General features: G+C 30.0%; 21 protein-coding genes, 5 tRNA genes and 1 CRISPR repeat array (1 of these 27 cut by a window edge). Of the genes, 6 read left to right on the forward strand and 20 right to left on the reverse strand.

What is annotated here, in order from left to right:
- A CRISPR array of direct repeats spans positions 1-235; the repeat unit is 30 nt; unit sequence ATTTCAATACACTAATTGTATCGGTTGAAT (it extends 525 nt beyond the left edge of the window).
- 196 nt (positions 236-431) lie between these two features.
- The 11 genes from LNAT_RS01715 to LNAT_RS01765 all read right to left on the reverse strand — a co-directional run bounded on the left by LNAT_RS01715 (position 432) and on the right by LNAT_RS01765 (position 6,791).
- A tRNA-Asp gene (locus tag LNAT_RS01715) sits at positions 432-508 on the reverse strand.
- A gap of 9 nt (positions 509-517) precedes the next feature.
- Positions 518-593, reverse strand: a tRNA-Val gene (locus LNAT_RS01720).
- Positions 594-615: 22 nt separating this feature from the next.
- A tRNA-Glu gene (locus LNAT_RS01725) sits at positions 616-691 on the reverse strand.
- 5 nt (positions 692-696) lie between these two features.
- Positions 697-772: transfer RNA gene (locus tag LNAT_RS01730), tRNA-Lys, on the reverse strand.
- 63 nt (positions 773-835) lie between these two features.
- The gene (locus LNAT_RS01735) at positions 836-2,254 is read right to left on the reverse strand and encodes a BatD family protein (protein WP_096258203.1); all 1,419 of its coding nucleotides are present in this window, start codon (positions 2,252-2,254) and stop codon (positions 836-838) included.
- A 1-nt stretch (position 2,255) separates the two neighbouring features.
- Complete coding sequence (locus tag LNAT_RS01740; protein ID WP_172413481.1) at positions 2,256-3,074, reverse strand: tetratricopeptide repeat protein; 819 nt, start codon at positions 3,072-3,074, stop codon at positions 2,256-2,258.
- Entirely contained in the window at positions 3,071-3,874 is an 804-nt protein-coding gene (locus LNAT_RS01745; protein WP_096258205.1) for a vWA domain-containing protein, read from the reverse strand. Before LNAT_RS01745 ends, LNAT_RS01740 begins: the two co-directional genes overlap by 4 nt.
- A complete protein-coding gene (locus tag LNAT_RS01750) occupies positions 3,862-4,719 on the reverse strand; it encodes a vWA domain-containing protein (RefSeq protein WP_096258206.1) in 858 nt (285 codons plus the stop codon). Before LNAT_RS01750 ends, LNAT_RS01745 begins: the two co-directional genes overlap by 13 nt.
- The gene (locus tag LNAT_RS01755; RefSeq protein ID WP_096258207.1) at positions 4,712-5,074 is read right to left on the reverse strand and encodes a hypothetical protein; all 363 of its coding nucleotides are present in this window, start codon (positions 5,072-5,074) and stop codon (positions 4,712-4,714) included. Before LNAT_RS01755 ends, LNAT_RS01750 begins: the two co-directional genes overlap by 8 nt.
- The gene (locus tag LNAT_RS01760; RefSeq protein ID WP_096258208.1) at positions 5,071-5,856 is read right to left on the reverse strand and encodes a DUF58 domain-containing protein; all 786 of its coding nucleotides are present in this window, start codon (positions 5,854-5,856) and stop codon (positions 5,071-5,073) included. The genes LNAT_RS01755 and LNAT_RS01760 overlap by 4 nt, the downstream gene beginning before the upstream one ends.
- Positions 5,853-6,791, reverse strand: coding sequence for an AAA family ATPase (locus LNAT_RS01765; RefSeq protein ID WP_096258209.1), 939 nt, complete (start codon positions 6,789-6,791; stop codon positions 5,853-5,855). The genes LNAT_RS01760 and LNAT_RS01765 overlap by 4 nt, the downstream gene beginning before the upstream one ends.
- A gap of 58 nt (positions 6,792-6,849) precedes the next feature.
- Between LNAT_RS01765 and LNAT_RS01770 the strand changes: the two genes are divergently transcribed.
- Positions 6,850-7,281, forward strand: a complete 432-nt coding sequence (locus tag LNAT_RS01770; RefSeq protein ID WP_096258210.1) for an outer membrane lipoprotein — start codon at positions 6,850-6,852, stop codon at positions 7,279-7,281.
- Positions 7,282-7,287: 6 nt separating this feature from the next.
- On the opposite strand, the gene LNAT_RS01775 is transcribed toward LNAT_RS01770, so the two are convergent.
- From LNAT_RS01775 to LNAT_RS01785, 3 genes are read right to left on the reverse strand one after another with little or no spacing between them, the layout of a single operon-like run.
- Positions 7,288-8,460: a methyl-accepting chemotaxis protein gene (locus LNAT_RS01775; RefSeq protein ID WP_096258211.1), complete on the reverse strand. Its 1,173-nt coding sequence runs from the start codon at positions 8,458-8,460 to the stop codon at positions 7,288-7,290.
- Between the two features lies 1 nt (position 8,461).
- A complete protein-coding gene (locus tag LNAT_RS01780) occupies positions 8,462-8,743 on the reverse strand; it encodes a hypothetical protein (RefSeq protein WP_096258212.1) in 282 nt (93 codons plus the stop codon).
- Complete coding sequence (locus LNAT_RS01785) at positions 8,724-9,878, reverse strand: PP2C family protein-serine/threonine phosphatase (RefSeq protein WP_096258213.1); 1,155 nt, start codon at positions 9,876-9,878, stop codon at positions 8,724-8,726. The genes LNAT_RS01780 and LNAT_RS01785 overlap by 20 nt, the downstream gene beginning before the upstream one ends.
- A 174-nt stretch (positions 9,879-10,052) precedes the next feature.
- Between LNAT_RS01785 and LNAT_RS01790 the strand changes: the two genes are divergently transcribed.
- A complete protein-coding gene (locus LNAT_RS01790; RefSeq protein WP_096258214.1) occupies positions 10,053-10,811 on the forward strand; it encodes a transposase in 759 nt (252 codons plus the stop codon).
- Positions 10,812-10,816: 5 nt separating this feature from the next.
- Here the strand turns inward: LNAT_RS01790 and gap are convergent, their stop codons facing one another.
- From gap to rpsT, 4 genes are all read right to left on the reverse strand, one after another.
- Positions 10,817-11,830 carry a type I glyceraldehyde-3-phosphate dehydrogenase gene (gene gap, locus LNAT_RS01795; RefSeq protein WP_096258215.1) on the reverse strand — a complete coding sequence of 338 codons (1,014 nt, stop codon included), beginning with the start codon at positions 11,828-11,830 and terminating at the stop codon, positions 10,817-10,819.
- Positions 11,831-11,852: 22 nt separating this feature from the next.
- Positions 11,853-12,317, reverse strand: a complete 465-nt coding sequence (locus tag LNAT_RS01800) for an NUDIX domain-containing protein (RefSeq protein ID WP_096258216.1) — start codon at positions 12,315-12,317, stop codon at positions 11,853-11,855.
- A 17-nt stretch (positions 12,318-12,334) separates the two neighbouring features.
- Positions 12,335-13,402, reverse strand: coding sequence for a peptide chain release factor 1 (gene prfA / locus LNAT_RS01805; protein WP_096258217.1), 1,068 nt, complete (start codon positions 13,400-13,402; stop codon positions 12,335-12,337).
- A 110-nt stretch (positions 13,403-13,512) separates the two neighbouring features.
- Positions 13,513-13,785, reverse strand: coding sequence for a 30S ribosomal protein S20 (gene rpsT / locus LNAT_RS01810; protein WP_096258218.1), 273 nt, complete (start codon positions 13,783-13,785; stop codon positions 13,513-13,515).
- Between the two features lie 79 nt (positions 13,786-13,864).
- Between rpsT and glmM the strand changes: the two genes are divergently transcribed.
- The 4 genes from glmM to LNAT_RS01830 all read left to right on the forward strand — a co-directional run bounded on the left by glmM (position 13,865) and on the right by LNAT_RS01830 (position 16,478).
- Positions 13,865-15,187, forward strand: coding sequence for a phosphoglucosamine mutase (glmM, locus tag LNAT_RS01815; RefSeq protein WP_096258219.1), 1,323 nt, complete (start codon positions 13,865-13,867; stop codon positions 15,185-15,187).
- 14 nt (positions 15,188-15,201) lie between these two features.
- Positions 15,202-15,642 carry a signal peptidase II gene (lspA, locus tag LNAT_RS01820; RefSeq protein ID WP_096258220.1) on the forward strand — a complete coding sequence of 147 codons (441 nt, stop codon included), beginning with the start codon at positions 15,202-15,204 and terminating at the stop codon, positions 15,640-15,642.
- A 226-nt stretch (positions 15,643-15,868) separates the two neighbouring features.
- Positions 15,869-15,944 (forward strand) — tRNA-Val (locus LNAT_RS01825).
- A gap of 72 nt (positions 15,945-16,016) precedes the next feature.
- A complete protein-coding gene (locus tag LNAT_RS01830) occupies positions 16,017-16,478 on the forward strand; it encodes an HAD family hydrolase (RefSeq protein ID WP_096258221.1) in 462 nt (153 codons plus the stop codon).
- On the opposite strand, the gene LNAT_RS01835 is transcribed toward LNAT_RS01830, so the two are convergent.
- Together LNAT_RS01835 and LNAT_RS01840 are read right to left on the reverse strand one after the other, a co-directional pair.
- The gene (locus LNAT_RS01835) at positions 16,462-16,923 is read right to left on the reverse strand and encodes a DUF4367 domain-containing protein (RefSeq protein WP_096258222.1); all 462 of its coding nucleotides are present in this window, start codon (positions 16,921-16,923) and stop codon (positions 16,462-16,464) included. The two genes, LNAT_RS01830 and LNAT_RS01835, sit on opposite strands and share 17 nt — an antisense overlap.
- A 9-nt stretch (positions 16,924-16,932) precedes the next feature.
- A complete protein-coding gene (locus LNAT_RS01840) occupies positions 16,933-18,282 on the reverse strand; it encodes a CsgG/HfaB family protein (protein ID WP_096258223.1) in 1,350 nt (449 codons plus the stop codon).
- Positions 18,283-18,332 lie beyond the last annotated feature (50 nt).

The following is an 18,332-nucleotide window of genomic DNA, read 5'->3' on the forward strand; positions in this document are numbered from 1 at the left end:
ATTACTAATTTCAATACACTAATTGTATCGGTTGAATATATGTGCCGAGTAATTACGGAGATACTTTTAACAAAATTTCAATACACTAATTGTATCGGTTGAATAAAGGCGATTTATGGGGATAACTTTCCTGAAATTGCATTTCAATACACTAATTGTATCGGTTGAATGATGATGTTCCTAAAAATTTTAGTGTTTTTATGCCATTTCAATACACTAATTGTATCGGTTGAATGCATTGAATTTCAGGTTTTTTGAAACATCTAGCACCGAAATTTGGGCTTTTTCCAATTAAAAATAAAAAAAACACTAAATTTTTAAAAATCTTTTTATAACTACGATTATATCGGGATTTTTAAAGAGTGCCAAGAAATTGAGGTTGGAAACGAAGATGATAAAAAGTGACTGTCACTTATAGAATTAAATTCAAATGGCGGAGCCGACGGGACTCGAACCCGCGACCTCCGGCGTGACAGGCCGGCATTCTAACCAGCTAAACTACGGCTCCATTTTTAAATGGTGGTCGCTGCAGGGCTCGAACCTGCGACCCCCAGCTTGTAAGGCTGGTGCTCTCCCAACTGAGCTAAGCGACCATAAGTTTTATATCAGGGATTGTGGCGTCCCCAACGGGATTCGAACCCGTGTCGCCGCCGTGAAAGGGCGGTATCCTAGACCTCTAGACGATGGGGACTAGAGTGGTGACCCGTGCTGGATTCGAACCAGCGGCCCTCTGCTTAAAAGGCAGATGCTCTACCGACTGAGCTAACGGGTCATTTATTTGTGGACTGAAATTATAAGAAAAAAAAATTAGCTTGTCAAGAAAAAAAAGAAAAAATTAGGAAGATTTTAAAATTTTTATAATTCCTTTTTTATCAATTTTATGTTTTGCTCCTTTATATATATTTTCTTCAAGCTGTTTTAAAATTACTTCTATTTCTTTATTTTCTGAATAAGGGAGTAACAGTTTAAACAATTCTTTTTCATCGGCTTTTTTAATTTTTTCAATAATATCTTTTTCTTTTTTATTCTTTTTTTGAATTAGTTTGTATAAAATCAGTCCTGTTAGTAAACCTATAATAAAAGAAATTAAAATTAATAAATAATTGGTTTTATATACAGTTTTGGTTGTAATGTTAGAAGTTGTAAAATTTTCTATTTTATCTGTTTTGTTTGGGTTAAGCATTGAATTTTCCACTTTAATAAAAATCGGATTGCTTTTTACTTCCTGCAAAGTACCGTTAAATTCTAACAGTTTTATACTTGAAATGTTAATGTCATGAGGACTGATCACGGTAAATTCTTTTTTATAAATTCCGCATAATTTATTATTTTTGATAAATGTTTTAAATACAGGTTTTTTTTCATAAACTGTGGCGTTTGGTATATTTAGTTTAAAATCTTTCATATCATAAAAATCTCCGCAACCCTTAAGTTCCAAGGTGATTTTTACCGGAGTGTTGGCTAAAACCTCTGTTTTATCGGTTTTTAAAGTAATTTTAAATTTTCCCCATATACTATTTTGGGGGATTGGTTTTACATTCAATATAATATTGTTTGAAACAATTCTTTTATATCTTACAAACGCTGCTGAAAAAAACGGGTCATCAAACGGATTTTCTTTTTGAAGTATTCCGATATTTGCAATAATCGGTCCTATAGTAAATTTGCCGCTTTTTTGCGGAATAATTAAAAATTTATAAACTGTTATTTTTTTATTATTTTGAACATAGGTTTTTGTAGAAATTTGATTAACCAAAAAATCATTTAAATTTGGCCTCTGTATCTGAATACTTTGGGGATTTGCATCAATACTCTGTGAAAATCTGATAGTTAAAATTCGTCCTTCTCCAAGATATGTTTCGTTTTTGTCTAAAAAAAGGCTTAAGTCGTAATCTTTGTCTTTTGTTTTTTTCAGTTTGCTGACTTTTATTGTAATCGGTTTTGTATAATAAGTTTTTCCGTCAACTGTTACTTTAAATGACGGTATTGTTATGTTTTTTAAAGGATAAAATATATAACTGCGTGATACTTTCGAGTGCATTTCTCCGTTTATGATGGTAATATTTTCAGTGTTTGCGCTTCCTTCTACTTTGTATGGTCCGATTTTGTCAATATCGGGCAGTTTTACATTTTTGCCCTCAGCCGTAATGGTAAAAATTACCTCATCTCCCTGGGTAATGTTGGTTTTGTTTATTTTAACGGTAACGTTTGCTAATAGAATCATTGCGGCAATTAATAAAATTATTTTTTTCATTTCAATCCTTTAATGGTATTAGTAAAGAGTTAAATTCCAGATTTTTAATTGTTTTTTCATAGAATTTCATTCTTAAATCTGTTGTGTTTTTATCATTGTTTTGTGATTTTTTTATTGATTGTAAATATTTTTTTTCTTTATTTTCTTTTTTCAGTTTATTTTGTATTTTATTTTTTAAGTTAGTTTGATTTTTTTGTTTTTGACTAAATTTGTTATTTTTTTTATTTTCTTTCTGTTGGTTATTTTTTTGTTTAGTTTGAGCGCTGTTTTTGTTAGAATTATTTTTTTGTGAATTTTGATTGTTATTTTGTTTTGAATTATTCTGGCTTTTTGTCTGTTTTTGTGAAGAGTTGTTTTGTGTATTTTTACGTTTTTGAGATGATTTATTTTTTTTGTTTTGATTATTTTGTTTATTTTTATTATTTGATTGTTTTTTATGTTTTTTTAATAAATTTTCAATCAGTTTTAAATTATATTCGGCATCTTTATCTTTTTTTATTTTAAGCGCTTTTTTATACATATCAACGGCTTTTTGAAATTTATTTAATTTTACATAAGTATTACCCATATTATAATATTTGTCAAAAAGTAAATTTTTATTTTTTATTTTAGAATACAGTTTTAATGCTTTTTGATACTCTTTTGCCCTGTAATAACTGTTTGCGGCATTTAACAGGCCTTTGTCATTTTTTATTTTTTCATATTCGTTTGCTGCTTTTAGGTACTCTTTTTTTTCAAAAAAATTATTTGCTTTTATTATATGAAAAAAATCAAATGCAAACAAAAACTTACAAAAGAGTAAAATTAAAATTATCCTCATTTTACATTCTCCATTTTCCATTTTACATTAACTTTAAAAAGTCCGAGAAACAAAAATAAAATTCCTAAAAACAGAGGATAATAGAAAAGTTCTTTTTTATCTTTTATTTTTATAACTTTTTCTTTATTGATTGAATTTATAAGTTTGGCTAAATTTTTAATATCAGTGTCTGAATAACCTGCTAATATAAATGCCCCATTTGTGGTTTTGGTTAAATTTTTAAAAGTGTTATCATTTTTTAAGGCATATACAAATACCCTTATTTTAGGATTTACTTCATCTAAAACGGGACTTGCGGTGAAAATTATCAATATTTTAGGCCCTTTAAATTCTTCAGTTTTTTTAAATAATGTTTTATAGTCGGCTTCTTCCACAGCATTTATTTTTGGCAGATGTTTCAAAAGATATTTTATTGAATTATAATCACGGCTGTACGGGCTTAAAAGATAGACATTTTGATTAAATAAAACAACTGCCACTTCTTCATCGTTTAAATAATCTAAAAATTTAGAGAATTTATTTTTTACAAATTCAAAATTATTTGGATAAAAATCTTTTTTTAACATATTCTTGCTTATGTCAATTGCTGCAATTACATTTGTTTTTGGAAGTTTTACGGTAATGGTCCCGTTATTTATAACAGGGCGTGATAGAGCGATTATTAACAACAAAAAAGCAATCAGTAAATAATAATTTTTGGATGAATAAAGAATAATTTTACTGACTTTAAGTCTTTTTTTCCTAAAAAAAAGCGGTATAAAAATTAAAAGCAAAAAAGCTTTAGCGTTTAGAATTTCCATTTAAGCTGCCTTTTGTAAACCATAATTAAAAAAAAGAAAATTGCTAAAATCAAAGGATACTCAAAATAATATTTTTTCTTTATAATTATGTTCGATTTTATTTCAGTTTTTTCAAGTTTGTTTATTGTTTTGTAGATTTCTTTTAATTCACCGGTTGAGAATACATTAAAAAATCTGCCGCCGGTTTTATTGGCAATTATTCTTAAGGTTTCCCGGTCTATTTCATCTCCTATTCCAATGGTATAAACTTTTATTTTTTCTTTTTTAAGTTTTTTAATAACTATATCAATGGGAGTGACTGAACTGTTATCCATTCCGTCGGTAAGGAGAATAATAACTTTATCTTTTGCATTTGAATTTTTAAAAAGATTGGTTGATAGAAACAAAGCGTCATAAATTGCCGTTTTTTCCCCAGCAATTCCAGGATATACCCTTTTTAATATTTCGCTAAGTGCTTTTTTATCCGGTGTCAGCGGTGATGCAATATAGGCAATGTTTCCGAAAATTACAAGACCGAGTCTGTCGTTTTTTCTTTTTTGTATAAAATCGTTTATTATCTCTTTTGAAACGGTTAGTTTATCAAACTGGGCCATCGAACCGCTTGTATCCAAATCAATCACAATATCATAACCTTTTTTTTGGGTATAAATAATTTTGGTTTTAACAGGGCTTGCAAGTGCAATGCTTAAAAAAAGAACGGTTAAAAATTCCCAGATGTTTATAAATTTTTTGTATTTTAAAATAAAAGCGTTTGGAAAAATTATTTTATCGCTTCTTAAGGGACATTTCAGTCTGCAAATTATATAAATTACGGGAATTAATAAAAATATAGGATATTCAAACACGAATTTCCTTTATAAAATTTTTTATTTTTTCTCTGTCTTCTTCGCTCAGCGGCGGTACTTCTTTTTTATATTTGTATCTCTTAAGCGATTTTACAATTTCTTCGTATTTAACTCTATTTTCTTCATTGACAAAATTTCTGGCAAGCTCGGTAAATTCATAAGCCGTTTTTTTGGAATTGTTAAAATCAAGATTTTTCAGTTTTTCTAATAGTTTTTTCTTTGGATGTTTCTTTTGGAGTTTTTTTATTGCGAAAATGATGGCTGCTATAACTAAAATAATTGTTATAGCAACAAGAGCAATAAAATAAAAATCAATAATCTCGACATTTGGCTTTATATCTCGAATAGGTATCATTTAAAAAGCCTTATAAGTTTTGGTATCGGATTTTCATTTGTATAAATTTTTGTAAAAGGAATTTTCAGTTTTTTAAAATGGATATAATTTTTTTTGTCAATCTCTTCAATGTGTTTTTTTATTCTTTTAGCATCAAATTCACTGAAATTTATATTTACATCCTGCTTTGAATTTGGGTCAAGCAGAGTTATATCTCCTCTAAACGGGGGATTTTCTTCGTAAATATCTCTTATGATGATTACAAAAGTTTCGTGTTTTAAATAGCTTAAATCAATTTCTTCAAAAAAATCCCCTATTAAAACAAGAAGCGATTTTTTAAATCTGTTTAAAATTTTTAAATCCCCCTTTTGAACATTAAAAAAATCAATTTCACCGAGTTTTCGTGTAAAAGCGATATGTGTTTTTATATTTTTTGTGGGTTTAAAAATCATCGGCTCTTGTTTTAAAATAACAGTTTGTATTTTATTGTCTTCTTTTACGGCTTCTATTCCTAAAATCTCTATTAAATTTTGAATATATTCGCTTTTTAATAAATCTATTCCAAAATAAAGGCTAGGTGTTGCGTATATGCATAAAATTATTCTGAGCTCCCTTTCCTCATCATATTCTTTTACAAGGGGTTTATTAATCTTTGCTGATATTTTCCAGTCAATCTTTTTGGCATCTTCATTAAAACTGTATTCCCTGAATTCCCTAAAATCAAGTCCTTCACCTTTAAAACGGCTTAGGTTTCTTCCCTGAAGCAGTGAAAATATTCTTTTTTTTGTTTTAAATTTAATCATGGCAGAGGTATGGTTTCAAGAATTTTATTTATTATTTTGTCTTCATCTATTTCATCAATTTCCGCTTTGTAGCTAAGAATCATTCTGTGTCTTAAGATATCAGGTGCCAATTTTGCAATATCAAGAGGTGTTACATAATCTTTGTTTTGCATCAGAGCGTATGCTCTAGCGGCATTGTATAATGAAATTGTGGCTCTCGGAGAAGCTCCGTATTCTATGTATTCATCAATATCAAGATTGTATTTTTCAGGGCTTCTTGTGGCATCAACAATTTTTGCAATGTATTTTATAAGCTCTTCATCAATATGCACTTCTTTTATTTTTTCTCTGAGATTTAATATATCTTTTTTGCCTGCAACTTTATTTATCTCTTTTTTTAAATCAAGCCTTTTGATGATTTCAATTTCCTCTTCAAAATTATTATAATTTATTATGATTTTCATTAAAAACCTGTCAAGTGCTGCGGCCGGGAGGGGATATGTCCCTTCTTCTTCAATTGGGTTTTGAGTTGCAATTACCAAAAAAGGCTCTTGTAGTTTATAAGTATTGTTTCCAATTGTAACCTGGCGTTCCTGCATAACTTCAAGCAAAGCACTCTGGACTTTTGCAGGAGCCCTGTTGATTTCATCTGCTAAAAGTAAATTTGTAAAAACAGGACCTTTTTTTGTTTCAAATTCATCTGTTTTAGGATTGAAAATTTCTATTCCGGTAATATCGCTTGGAAGCAAATCAGGTGTAAATTGAACCCTTTTAAAATCAAGGTCGATGGTTTTGGCTAATGTGTTTACACTCGTTGTTTTTGCAATACCGGGCACACCTTCAATTAAAAGATGGGAATTTGTAATTAGTGCCAATATAAGTGAATCAATAAGTTTTTCCTGGCCTACAATTACTTTTTGAATTTCTCTTTTGATTTGTTGTATAATATCCATCACAGGCCTTTTTTATTATAATTTTAAATCAATTTAATTAAAATCAAATTAAGGGGAATTTATGAAGAAAATTATTTTTGCGATATTGGCGTTATTTTTATTTAGCGGCTGTACTCAAATGTATAATTCAAATGAAGTTGATTTATATCAAACAAATGGGATTTATACATATGAAAAAGGTAAAATAACCGATGTAAGATATGTAAGAATAAGAGATGACGGAAGCGGGACTATGATTGGAGCTTTGGTTGGTACTGTACTTGGAAGCATGTTTGGTAACGGAAAAGGAAATGTTCTTACAACCCTTGCAGGAGGGCTCACAGGGGCTTATGTAGGTAATCAGGTTGATAAAGCAAACGGTGAAGAACTTTATATTCATTTGGATGATGGAAGGGATATTGTGACAATTGTAAAAGGAGTGAATTTTGGGATAGGAGAGATGGTAAGAGTTGTGTTTAATGGGAATAAAATATTAAGAGTAGAGCATTATTAAACTACTCTATACTTTAAACTTTAAAAGCTCTTTAATTAATTTTTGAAATGCATCTTTTAATGATGATGATACATTAGAAATTGTGTTTGAAATATTTAAATTCATTTTAGAAATTTGAGTTAAAGATTTTGTATTATTAAGAAGCTGTTTTGAGTAATGGGACATTATGGTAACGTTTTTTGTAGCCTCCTTTGCATAGGCTATATTTTCTTTATTCAGATCTACAATATTTGTCAGTTCATTTTTAATTTTTGTGGCTTCTGTTGCAATATTGTTCATTTTTAGAGTATTATCATTAATTTCAACCGATGTTTTTTGTATAGTTGATGTAATTGTCTTTACAATAGTTTCAATGTTTTGTAAACTTTCATTGCTCTGTTCTGCAAGTTTTCTTATTTCATCGGATACAACCGCAAACCCTCTACCGTGTTCCCCGGCTCTTGCTGCTTCAATAGCTGCATTTAAAGCAAGTAGCTCAGTTTGTTCGGTTATATCATTAATTATTTTTAATACATTTTTTATTTCATCCGTTTGAGAATTTAAATTTATTAAAAGGTTGTTTAATTCTTTTTCTTTTTCGTTTACATTTAATATTTCAATAATTTCTTTTTCTAATGTTGTTGCAAATTCTTCAAGAAAATCCGCAGTCTTTATTAATGTTTCTGTTGTAAAAGAGACTGATTCTTCCGTTTTGTCTAAATGTTCGCCAAGTTTATTTGAAATTACAGATATTTCTTTTGCTTCTTTATCTGTCTGATTTATTGTTTCTTTGAGTTCAAGGGTTACTTTTTCCAATTGATTTGTATTATTTCTAATAATATCGGTTATGTTTTTAACATCTACGATTACATTTCTTACGTTACTTATAAATTTATTTATGTATTCAGCAGCTATTTTGATTTCATTGTTTTGTTTAATGATTATATGTTTTGTTAAATCCCCATCTCCTTCACTTAATTCTTTAGAGACACTTATATATTCTTTTATCGGTTTTACAACATAAATTTCAAGTAAAAAATAAGCCGCAATTTGTATGACAATGGCAATTATCAGATGTTCCAGAGCTGTTTCAAAAAAATGGTTATAATCTGTTAAATAGGTGTAAATTAATAATAGAGCACTTGTTAATAGGTTGATTATCAATAATTTTATATTAAAATCTTTAATAATGGACTGCATTTTATATCCTTTTTACACTAAAAGTTTTCGTCAAATTCAAATCATCTATAAGCTCATATAAAACAGGGTCTCTAACTTCAAGTACAATTTTTTTACCCATATCGTGTAATTTCAATAATTCTCCTATTATACTCGATGGCAATGCAAAACTCTCAAGTATTTTTATAATAATAATATCTTTGTCGTTTATAGAATGTAAAATATTTATAATCTGTTCTGCATCTGCTATTGTTGTAATATTACCTTTTATAGTTATTGTGTTGTTATGTACTTTGACTTCCATTATCGTTCCTTATAAAGATTTTTATTTTATTGCCTGTTTTGTTAATAAATACCGCATCGCTTAAATTTTTTATTATTTTATAACCTTTACCGTGATATTTTAAATGCAGGGCATTTGAAATATCATGTTTGTTAAAACCCTTTGTATCATCTTCATAAAGTAATTTTAACATAAATGTATTTTTTAAAATAGTAATTTTTATTTTATGGTTATAACTGTTTTTTATTTTAGGAAACTGAATCAGTTTTTTATCTTCTTTATCTTTTTTGGTATCTATTTTTAAAATTGAATGTTCTAATATATTCATAAATATTTCATGAAATATAAATATAATTTTTCCCTTTTGAGGGATATTACTGTTTTCAATTGTTTTTAATAATTCATTAAAATTATTTTTGGATATTATAAATTCTTTTTCAAAAATTTTTTTCATTTTAAAATTGTCTTTTCTAAATAAAAATATACTGACATCATCGCTTTGAATAGCTTTTTGTTTAAAATTTTTTACCAGATCTTTTAAAAAAACAATATTTGGAAAAATTTTAATAAACTGTTTATAAAAAACACCTTTATTGTTTTTTAAAGGGGATTCTATTAAACCGTCACTCGTTAATAACATTTTTTCAGGTAAATTAAACTGATCGATATTAACAGATGTTGTTTTTTGCCTGATAGGCAGATTATTTGCTTTTATTTTGCCTTTTTCTGTAAAAATCGGAGGAAGAGAAAAATTTGCATAATTTACTTTTTTATCTTTTATATAAATAAAATTGGCACATAATGCTTCACTGTCTATTAAAATTGATTTGACATATTCAACAAAATCGTTTAAAAGTTTTGAAAAATTAAAATCATTATATTCCAATGCTTTTTTTAAGGAATGTCTTACAAAACCGACAGAATTCATGGCGGTCATTGCGGCGGGAAGACCTTTGCCCATTGCATCAACGATTACACATAGATATTCGTTTTTTGTTAAACGTTTGGAATAAATCATATCACCGTTTAGTGTATCTTTAGGTTGATAATATACATCAAAAAGATAATTATTATCAAAGAACATTTCCAATTCATTTTCTGTAAGCTTCATCTGTTTTTTTAAAGCTTTTTCTTCCTGCGTTTTATGATAATCCAATTTTTCCCTTTATTTATCATGGCCGTATTAGAATAATAACATAAATTAATCTAAAATTTTGTTATACTTTCATTAGTGACAGACACAATATAATTTAAAATGTGTCAGGAAAAATTGAAAATTAAAAAATATAAAATTAAAAATAAAATGAATAAAAAATAAGAAAGGATAAAAATGGCCAGAAAACCGAGAGTAAATGACCCCGGTTTTTATCATATAGTAAATAGAGGTGTAAACGGGGCTGAAATTTTTATTGAAAAAGAAGATTATTATAAATTTTTATCATTGATGCTTAAAACCAAATATGATTACAATATTACTTTTCACGCATTTACAATTTTACCGAATCATTATCATCTGTTGATTCAAACTCATGAAGCCAATTTGAGTGAGGCTATGAGACTGTTAAACAGTGCATATGCGGCCTGGTATAACTATAAAAGCGGAAGAATAGGGCATTTGTGGAAAGGCAGGTTTGACAGTTTTATGCTTTTTGATGAAGACCATTTCTGGAAGGTGGTTAAATATATAGAAAGAAACGCATTAGTTTTGGGACTAGTTGATGATATAACTCAGTGGCCTTATCAGTCGCTGTATTTAAGACTTCATAAAACAAAATTTAATGAAATAATAGAAGGCAGTAAAATACTTTCAAAACCGGTTGACGAATATATCGAGTGGTTAAATAAACCACTTGAGAAATTTGAAATAGAAGAAATTTACAAAGAACCTAAAATTGTAAAAATGGAAGACGGAAGTTTGAAAGTTGTAAGAAAAAAAATAGCAGATTTTTTTAATGAATTTCCTGATAATAAAGCAAAAGCTATTAAAGAAGCTAAAAAAGCGGGATACAAATATACCGAAATTGCGAGATACCTTGGTGTCAGTAATTCTTATATACAAAAAATTTTAAAAACAAGTAAAGAGGATTAATCCTCTTAAAGTTTCGAAGCGATTAATTGAGTTAATTCTAACACTCTTTTTGCATATCCGAATTCATTATCATACCAAGCCAAGATTTTAACTTTGTTTCCATCGGCCACTGCGGTTGAAAGTCCGTCAATTATACTTGAGTGAGGATTATTAATCATATCAGTTGATACAACTTCATCATAAGTGATATCCAAAATTCCATTTAAATAAGTTTTTGCTGCTTCTTCAAAAGCTTTGTTTACTTCATCTGCCGTTACTTCTTTTTTAAGAGTTGCTGAAATGTCTGTTACAGCTACATCTGCCACCGGAACCCTCAGAGCCATTGCATGCATTTTTCCTTTCAGTGACGGGATAACCTCGATTGTAGCTTTTGCGGCACCGGTAGTTGTAGGGATAATGTTAACTGCAGCGGCTCTTCCGCGTCTGTGTTTTCCAGGTTTTTTCTTATCAATTGTAACCTGGCTTGAAGTATATGCATGAACAGTTGTAACCAGTGCGCTTTCAACTCCGAATATGTCTTCAAGCACTTTCATTGCAGGGGCTAGTGAGTTTGTGGTACAGCTAGCATTGGATACAACGTGATGGTTTGCGGGGTCGTATTCATCATGATTTACACCTAATACGAAAGTGTGGTCAACTTCTTTCCCCGGTGCTGTAATTACCACTTTTTTAGCTCCGGCTTTTAAATGTTTAGCAGCATCATCTCTTTTTGTAAATTTTCCTGTAGCTTCTATTACAATATCAATTCCCATTTCTGCCCAAGGTAGTTTTTCTGGGTCCCTTTCGCTTACTACTTTAATTTCTTTTCCATCAATAATTAAAGAATTATCAGTATATTCAACATTTGCGGGAAATTTTCCGTGAACGGAGTCAAATTTCAGCATATATGCTAAATCTTCTGGAGTTCCACTTCCTCCGTTTGCCACTACTATATCCACATTTTCAGGTTTGTTTTCAACATAATGCCAAAGAACCATTTTACCGATTCTTCCAAGACCGTTTATTGCTACTTTTGCCATTTCGTCACCCTTTTTTATAAAATTATATCATACTTATAAAGTCTTTAAGTATTGTTGAGTGGTCAAAAACTAATTCTTTGAAAGGAATATCTTCAAGTTTAAAAACAAAAGTTTCTTTTGCATCGTCTCCGGCTTTTGGCAGAGCGTTTGCAGAACATACAAATACGGCACTTGCTGTGTGCATTCTCGGGTCTCTATTTGGATTGGAATAAACTCCTAGCAGTTTTTCTATTTTTACATCTAAATTTATCTCTTCTTTCATTTCCCTTTTTAGTGCATTTTCAACATTTTCTCCATAATCTACAAAACCGCCGGGCAAGGCAAATCCAAGAGGAGGATTTTTTCTTTTTATTAATACAATTCCCTTAAATTCAGGTGCAAAAATTTTAACTATTCCGTCAACCGTTAAAAAAGGAGTCGGTTTTATCCAGTGGGGTATATTTAATTTTTCAAACTCCTCACAAATTCTTAATTTTCCATTTTCCATTTTCAATTATCCATTAATTAAAGTCCCGCTTCTTTTAGCGCCTCAGCCTGGTAATGGGCGATAAGAGGGTCTATTATTTCATCAAAAAGCCCCTCATTCATAATTTGTTCAAGCCTGTAAAGCGTCAGTCCGATTCTGTGGTCTGTTATTCTGTTTTGAGGATAGTTGTATGTTCTGATTCTTTCGCTCCTGTCCCCGCTTCCAACCTGACTTTTTCTGGTCTCTCCGATTTGGGCAAGTCTTTGCTGTTCATAATATTCAAAAAGTCTGGCTTTTAGTATCTGCATAGCTTTTTCTTTATTTCTCTGCTGAGACCTTTCATCCTGCATTGATACTGTAATTCCGGTTGGAGTATGTGTGATTCTTACTGCACTTTCAGTTTTATTTACGTGCTGGCCTCCGGCTCCTCCCGCTCTCATAACTTCAATTTTAAGGTCTTTTGGATCTATTTCAATATCCACGTCGTCAACTTCAGGCATAACAGCAACTGTTACTGCCGAGGTGTGGATTCTACCTTGTGATTCAGTTTCCGGAATTCTTTGTACCCTGTGGGTACCGCCTTCATATTTTAGCCTTGAATAAGCCCCTTCGCCTTTTATTAAAACAATTACTTCTTTGTATCCCCCGATATCGTTTTTGCTCTCACTTACAATTTCCGCCTTCCAGCCCCTATTGTCGGCATATTTTAAATAAGCTTTTAATAAATCTCCGACAAATAAGGCAGCTTCATCTCCTCCCGTTCCGGCTCTGATTTCTAAGAAAATATTTTTATCATCATTTGGATCTTTTGGAAGCAGAAGAATTTTTATCTCTTCTTCAAGTTTAGGGAGTTTGTTTTCGGCCTCTTTTAGTTCTTCTTTTGCAAGTTCTGCCATTTCAGGGTCGTCAAGCATTGATTTTGCTTCTTCAATTGTATTTAATGTATTTTCATATTCTTTTGCTTTGTTTACAATTTCTTCGAGATGTTTTGCTTCGCGGGATAGTTTTGTCATCTGTTTTATATCTTTTGTTATTTCGGGAGATGATAATTTTTGATTTATTTCATTATATTTTTCGATAAAGGGTTGTAGTTTTTCAAGTAGCATATTTGTCCTTTGGAATTAAAAGTTAAAAATGCAAAATGAAAAATATAAAATTCACTTTACATTTTTAACTTAGTTGTAAAAAAGTTTTAAAAGAAAGAAAAGGGGAAAAATTAAGCGCTAGGTTCGATTGATTTTACTAAATGGTGAAGTCTAGAAATTTTTCTTCTTGCTGTATTTTTCTTTAAAATGCCTTTATTAATGTATCCTTGGAATTTTTTATTAGCTACTTTCCATGCTTCCAAAGCCGCTTCATAATTTCCTTCAGCCACTGCATTTTCAACTTTTTTAGTGATTGTTTTGATTCTTGTTCTATAGTATCTGTTTCTTTCTGTTCTTTTTTTGGTTTGTCTTATTCTCTTAAGAGCTGATTTGTTATTTGCCATTTATATCCTTTTTTGAAGCGTATTTTATAAAAATTTGGTAAAATTTGCAAATTAATATTTCACTAACAAAAGGAAAAGAATGAATTTATTTGGAACCGATGGAGTCAGAGGCAAAGCAGGAGAGTTTATTACCCCGTTTTTGGCTACAAAAATTGCCATGGCGTTTGCTGAAACTATTGATAAGAAAACAGGAAAAATTTTGGTTGGAAAAGATACAAGAAGAAGCGGATACATGATTGAAAATGCAATAGTTTCAGGGCTTACCGCTATAGGATATAATGTTATACAAATCGGCCCTATGCCCACACCTGCGGTTGCTTTTTTGACAGAAGATATGAGATGTGACGGTGGGATAATGATAAGTGCCAGTCATAATCCATATTATGATAACGGGATTAAATTTTTTGACTCTACCGGTAATAAACTTGACAGCAAAATTGAGGAAAAAATAGAAAAAAGATATTTTGAAAACAATTTTTCCTTAAAAACAGGAAAAGAAATAGGAAAAAGTAAAAGAATAGATGATGTTATAGGCAGATATATAGTTCATATTAAATCATCTTTTCCAAAACATCTCAATTTAAGCGGAGTCAGAATAGTGTTGGATACGGCAAACGGTGCAGCATATAAAGTTGCTCCAACAATTTTCGAAGAATTAGGTGCAGATGTGATTACAATTAACAATGAACCGAACGGATTTAATATAAACTCGAATGCAGGGGCTATGCATCCTGAATTTTTAGCTGAAAAAGTAAAAGAATACAGGGCTGATATAGGGTTTGCTCTTGATGGTGATGCTGACAGGTTGGTGGTTGTTGATGAAAACGGGGAAGTTGTGGATGGAGATAAACTTTTAGGGGCACTGGCTTTTTATCTTTATAAAAATAAAAAACTCTCAACCAATAAAATTGTGGTAACCGTTATGAGTAATTCCGCTCTTGATAAATTTTTGAATCAATTTGGAATAGAGGTTCTAAGAAGCAATGTTGGTGATAAAAATGTATTGGAACTTATGAAAAAAGAGGGTGTTAATTTTGGAGGTGAGCAGTCCGGGCATATAATTTTCAGTGATTATGCAAAAACAGGTGACGGATTAGTAAGCGCTCTTCAGGTATGTGCATATCTGCTTGAATCTGGTAAAAGTGCAAGTGAAGCTTTTAATCTTTTTGAGCTGTATCCGCAAATTCAAGCAAATATTAATGTGATAGAAAAAATTCCTCTTGAAAAAATAGAAGGAGCAAAAGAAATTTTGAAAGAAGTGGAAAATAACGGATTTAGACATTTGGTAAGATATTCCGGTACTGAAAATAAATTAAGATTATTGATAGAAGGTGAGAATGAAAAAAAAGCAAAAGAACTTTTAAATAAACTCATTGAATTTTTTAAAAAGAAACTCTCTTAAATGGATAATGGATAATGCATAATGGAAAATTGATAAAATTTTTATTAGTTTTTCTTTTTATTTTTGTCATTGACCAAATAATTAAACTTGCTTTTTTAAACGGATTTGAGTGGCAAAGTAAATGCATTTCTTTAACTCTTGCAATAAACAAAGGTGTTGCTTTTTCAATGTTCAGTTTTCTGGGCAGTTATTTAAAATATATTCAGTCGGTTTTAATAATTTTTTTAGGTTTTTATTTTATAAAGGAAAAAGTTATTTATAAACATCCGGTTATCAGTGGAATTTTATTTGGTGCTGCGTTATCCAATCTGTTTGATAGGTTTATAAGAGGAGGGGTGGTTGATTATGTATACTGGCACTGCGGATTTGATTTTGCAATTTTTAATTTTGCCGATACAATGATTGATTTGAGTATAATTCTCTTTGCATACTTGGCACTGACTAAATATAGATAAAAAAACTACAAAGATAAAAATATTCAGCTCAGTGCTTCATTTTGCTTTGCAACACTCAAATTTTACTAAAAATTGCAAACGTAAGCGCCCTAAGGGTTGAGTGCAATTTTTTAAACGCAAAATTTTCGTTAAATTTCGCAACGCTGTAATATTTTTATCTTTTAGTTATTTAGTTAGTACCTGTATACTTTTATTTTATAAAAAAAAATGATAAAATTTCAAACCAGGTCGCATAGCTCAGTTGGTAGAGCACTACCTTGACATGGTAGGGGTCACAGGTTCGAGTCCTGTTGCGACCACCAGCTATTCAATATAAAATTGAAAATGTAAAATTTAAAATAAATTAAATTGTGTCAGTCACTAAAAGGTTAAAAATGAAACTTGAAATTCAAAATGTAGGGACCATAGAAATAAAAAACATAGTATTGGATTTTAACGGAACAATTGCAAAAGACGGAAGAGTTTATGAAGAAATTAAAGATAAAATTATAAAACTTGCTAAAAATTTTGACATATATGTTTTAACTTCAGACACACACGGAAATGCTAAAAAAGAATTATCTGAACTTCCTGTAAAACTTCAAATTTTAAAAACTTCCAATCACACTGAAGAAAAAAAAGAATTTGTAGAAAATTTAAAAAACACGTTTGCCGTGGGGAATGGAAGTAATGATTCATTAATGTTAAAAGTGGCTGATATAGGAGTTTGTGTAATAAATGACGAAGGGGTAAGCTCTAAATCAATTATAAATTGTGATATTTTATGCAAATCTATAATTGATGCTTTAAATCTTTTAGAATATCCAAAAAGGATTGTCGCTACTTTAAGAGGATAAGTTTTTTTATGATTTTTAAAGCTTCGTCTTTACTTAAATTATTAAAATTCATTACTAAAATTTCAGGATTTTCAGGATTGTTTTTTAATAAAACTGTTATATTCCCCCCTTCTTTATCATAACTGATAATAGCTTTATGTTTGTTTATTGAAGTGGTTTGTGTAACTTCCCCGTTTGTTTCTATTTTTAAATTTTGCATAAATACTGGAAAAATCTGCATGGCAAAAGTTCCTGTAACTATGCTGAGTGAAAAAGTTTTATTATTATATTGATAATCCCTTTCTGCCTGTGAACTTTGAATATCATTCATCTCTATATTCATACCGTTACATTTGTCAGTTGCTACATATACATCAATTTTATCAGGCAAATTTTTGCACAAATCTTTATAATCAGCTGCGAATAAAAGAATGAAAGAGAAAAGAAGAAAAATAAATTTTTTCATAATAAGTCTTTATTTTAGAGTATAAATTTTAATATCATCTATTAATGCGTCGCCGCTTTGATAAAAACAGATATAACCTGCAGAATTTAACATTTTGTCATTATCGTTTATTTCAATAATAAGTGAATTGTCTTCATAAACTTTTATATTATTATCTTTTACGTAAATATCTACTTTATCCCACTTTCTTTTAGGAATTTTTATACTATTGTCCGCAATTGTTGTTGTAGAATCGCTTGTTTTTTTCTTGATTACTGCATGACCTCTGGTGTTAAGCCATATTCTATATGCATAATAAGGATTTTCATGTTTTCTTATATCTAGGTTAACTTCACATTCATAAATTCTATCCCTTGTGTTTAGTATATAAAAACTTAAATGAAAATTTCTTAATTTATATTTTTTTAAACATATATGTGCATCAGAGTAGCCTCTAAACTTTAATACTTTACCAAGTTGACCATTTGGCTGTGTGGCAATTTTTATATTAGCTGTTTTTCCGCTCCAAGGTCCAAAAGGTGCAGTCTGTCCGATTCCGTATTTTTCAAAATCTTCTGAGAATATTAATTTTTCTTTTGGTTTAGGTTTTTCTTGATAAACCCCTGTTGAGCCTGAATTATAACTTTGATTTTGACTTACAGGGTGTCCTGTAGCATCATATCTGTAATAATTATCTGGAACTAATTTGGAAATAGCTTTTACCGCATTATCAATCATAACCCTTATGGCTTTTTCCATTGGAGTATTTTTATAAACGCTAAGACCACCACCTAATATGGCACCTCTTGTATATGCTCCTCCTAATCCTCCTATATTCCATTTACTAGCCTGTCCTTCAACTCTTGTAGCATTTATAATTCTACCTGTTCTTGTATCTATAAGTCTTATGTCTGCTGCAATGTAAGCTTCGTTTTTCCCAAATTTAATTCCACCAATAAAAGGCACTCCACTTGGAATCACAATACCTCCGGCCCCAATTCCGCCTGCTTTTGGTTCAAATGCTGTAATAGCCCCTACTACTAAAATATCAGCACCTTCAAGATTTTTTGTAGGTCTGTTTCTTACAGTGCCCAAATTATATTCTTTTTCAATTGCCTCGAGCCCCTCTCCTCTTTCAAGAACAATAAATCTTCCTGAATTAAATAGCGCAGTTGTAAGCATATCTGCAATACCTGTACCGATTTCTCCGTTACATTTTGCAGCTTTACATTTAAATGAAGCCACTGCAATTCTTGCTTTTGGTCCATGATATTTTGCAATTTCATTTATATTTTGACCTGACGTTGAAACATTTGTGGTAATTTCACCGCATCCTAAAAAAAACAGAATCGGCAGAAATAATAAATACCATTTTTTCATCTTTTCTCCTTTTTGATAGATACTAATATATTAAATTATATAATAAAAGT

The organism is Lebetimonas natsushimae, assembly GCF_002335445.1.
Classification (GTDB): Bacteria; Campylobacterota; Campylobacteria; order Campylobacterales; family Nautiliaceae; genus Lebetimonas; species Lebetimonas natsushimae.

Excerpts from the sequence above, each read along its gene's own strand:
- rpsT (WP_096258218.1), bottom strand. The coding sequence starts at position 13,785 with ATGGCAAATAACAAATCAGCTCTTAAGAGAATAAGACAAACCAAAAAA.
- LNAT_RS01790 (WP_096258214.1), top strand. The coding sequence starts at position 10,053 with ATGGCCAGAAAACCGAGAGTAAATGACCCCGGTTTTTATCATATAGTA.
- prfA (WP_096258217.1), bottom strand. The coding sequence starts at position 13,402 with ATGCTACTTGAAAAACTACAACCCTTTATCGAAAAATATAATGAAATA.
- LNAT_RS01840 (WP_096258223.1), bottom strand. The coding sequence starts at position 18,282 with ATGAAAAAATGGTATTTATTATTTCTGCCGATTCTGTTTTTTTTAGGA.
- LNAT_RS01770 (WP_096258210.1), top strand. The coding sequence starts at position 6,850 with ATGAAGAAAATTATTTTTGCGATATTGGCGTTATTTTTATTTAGCGGC.
- LNAT_RS01735 (WP_096258203.1), bottom strand. The coding sequence starts at position 2,254 with ATGAAAAAAATAATTTTATTAATTGCCGCAATGATTCTATTAGCAAAC.
- LNAT_RS01740 (WP_172413481.1), bottom strand. The coding sequence starts at position 3,074 with ATGAGGATAATTTTAATTTTACTCTTTTGTAAGTTTTTGTTTGCATTT.
- LNAT_RS01830 (WP_096258221.1), top strand. The coding sequence starts at position 16,017 with ATGAAACTTGAAATTCAAAATGTAGGGACCATAGAAATAAAAAACATA.
- lspA (WP_096258220.1), top strand. The coding sequence starts at position 15,202 with ATGCATAATGGAAAATTGATAAAATTTTTATTAGTTTTTCTTTTTATT.
- LNAT_RS01755 (WP_096258207.1), bottom strand. The coding sequence starts at position 5,074 with ATGATACCTATTCGAGATATAAAGCCAAATGTCGAGATTATTGATTTT.
- LNAT_RS01780 (WP_096258212.1), bottom strand. The coding sequence starts at position 8,743 with ATGGAAGTCAAAGTACATAACAACACAATAACTATAAAAGGTAATATT.
- glmM (WP_096258219.1), top strand. The coding sequence starts at position 13,865 with ATGAATTTATTTGGAACCGATGGAGTCAGAGGCAAAGCAGGAGAGTTT.
- LNAT_RS01775 (WP_096258211.1), bottom strand. The coding sequence starts at position 8,460 with ATGCAGTCCATTATTAAAGATTTTAATATAAAATTATTGATAATCAAC.
- LNAT_RS01760 (WP_096258208.1), bottom strand. The coding sequence starts at position 5,856 with ATGATTAAATTTAAAACAAAAAAAAGAATATTTTCACTGCTTCAGGGA.
- LNAT_RS01745 (WP_096258205.1), bottom strand. The coding sequence starts at position 3,874 with ATGGAAATTCTAAACGCTAAAGCTTTTTTGCTTTTAATTTTTATACCG.
- LNAT_RS01835 (WP_096258222.1), bottom strand. The coding sequence starts at position 16,923 with ATGAAAAAATTTATTTTTCTTCTTTTCTCTTTCATTCTTTTATTCGCA.
- LNAT_RS01800 (WP_096258216.1), bottom strand. The coding sequence starts at position 12,317 with ATGGAAAATGGAAAATTAAGAATTTGTGAGGAGTTTGAAAAATTAAAT.
- gap (WP_096258215.1), bottom strand. The coding sequence starts at position 11,830 with ATGGCAAAAGTAGCAATAAACGGTCTTGGAAGAATCGGTAAAATGGTT.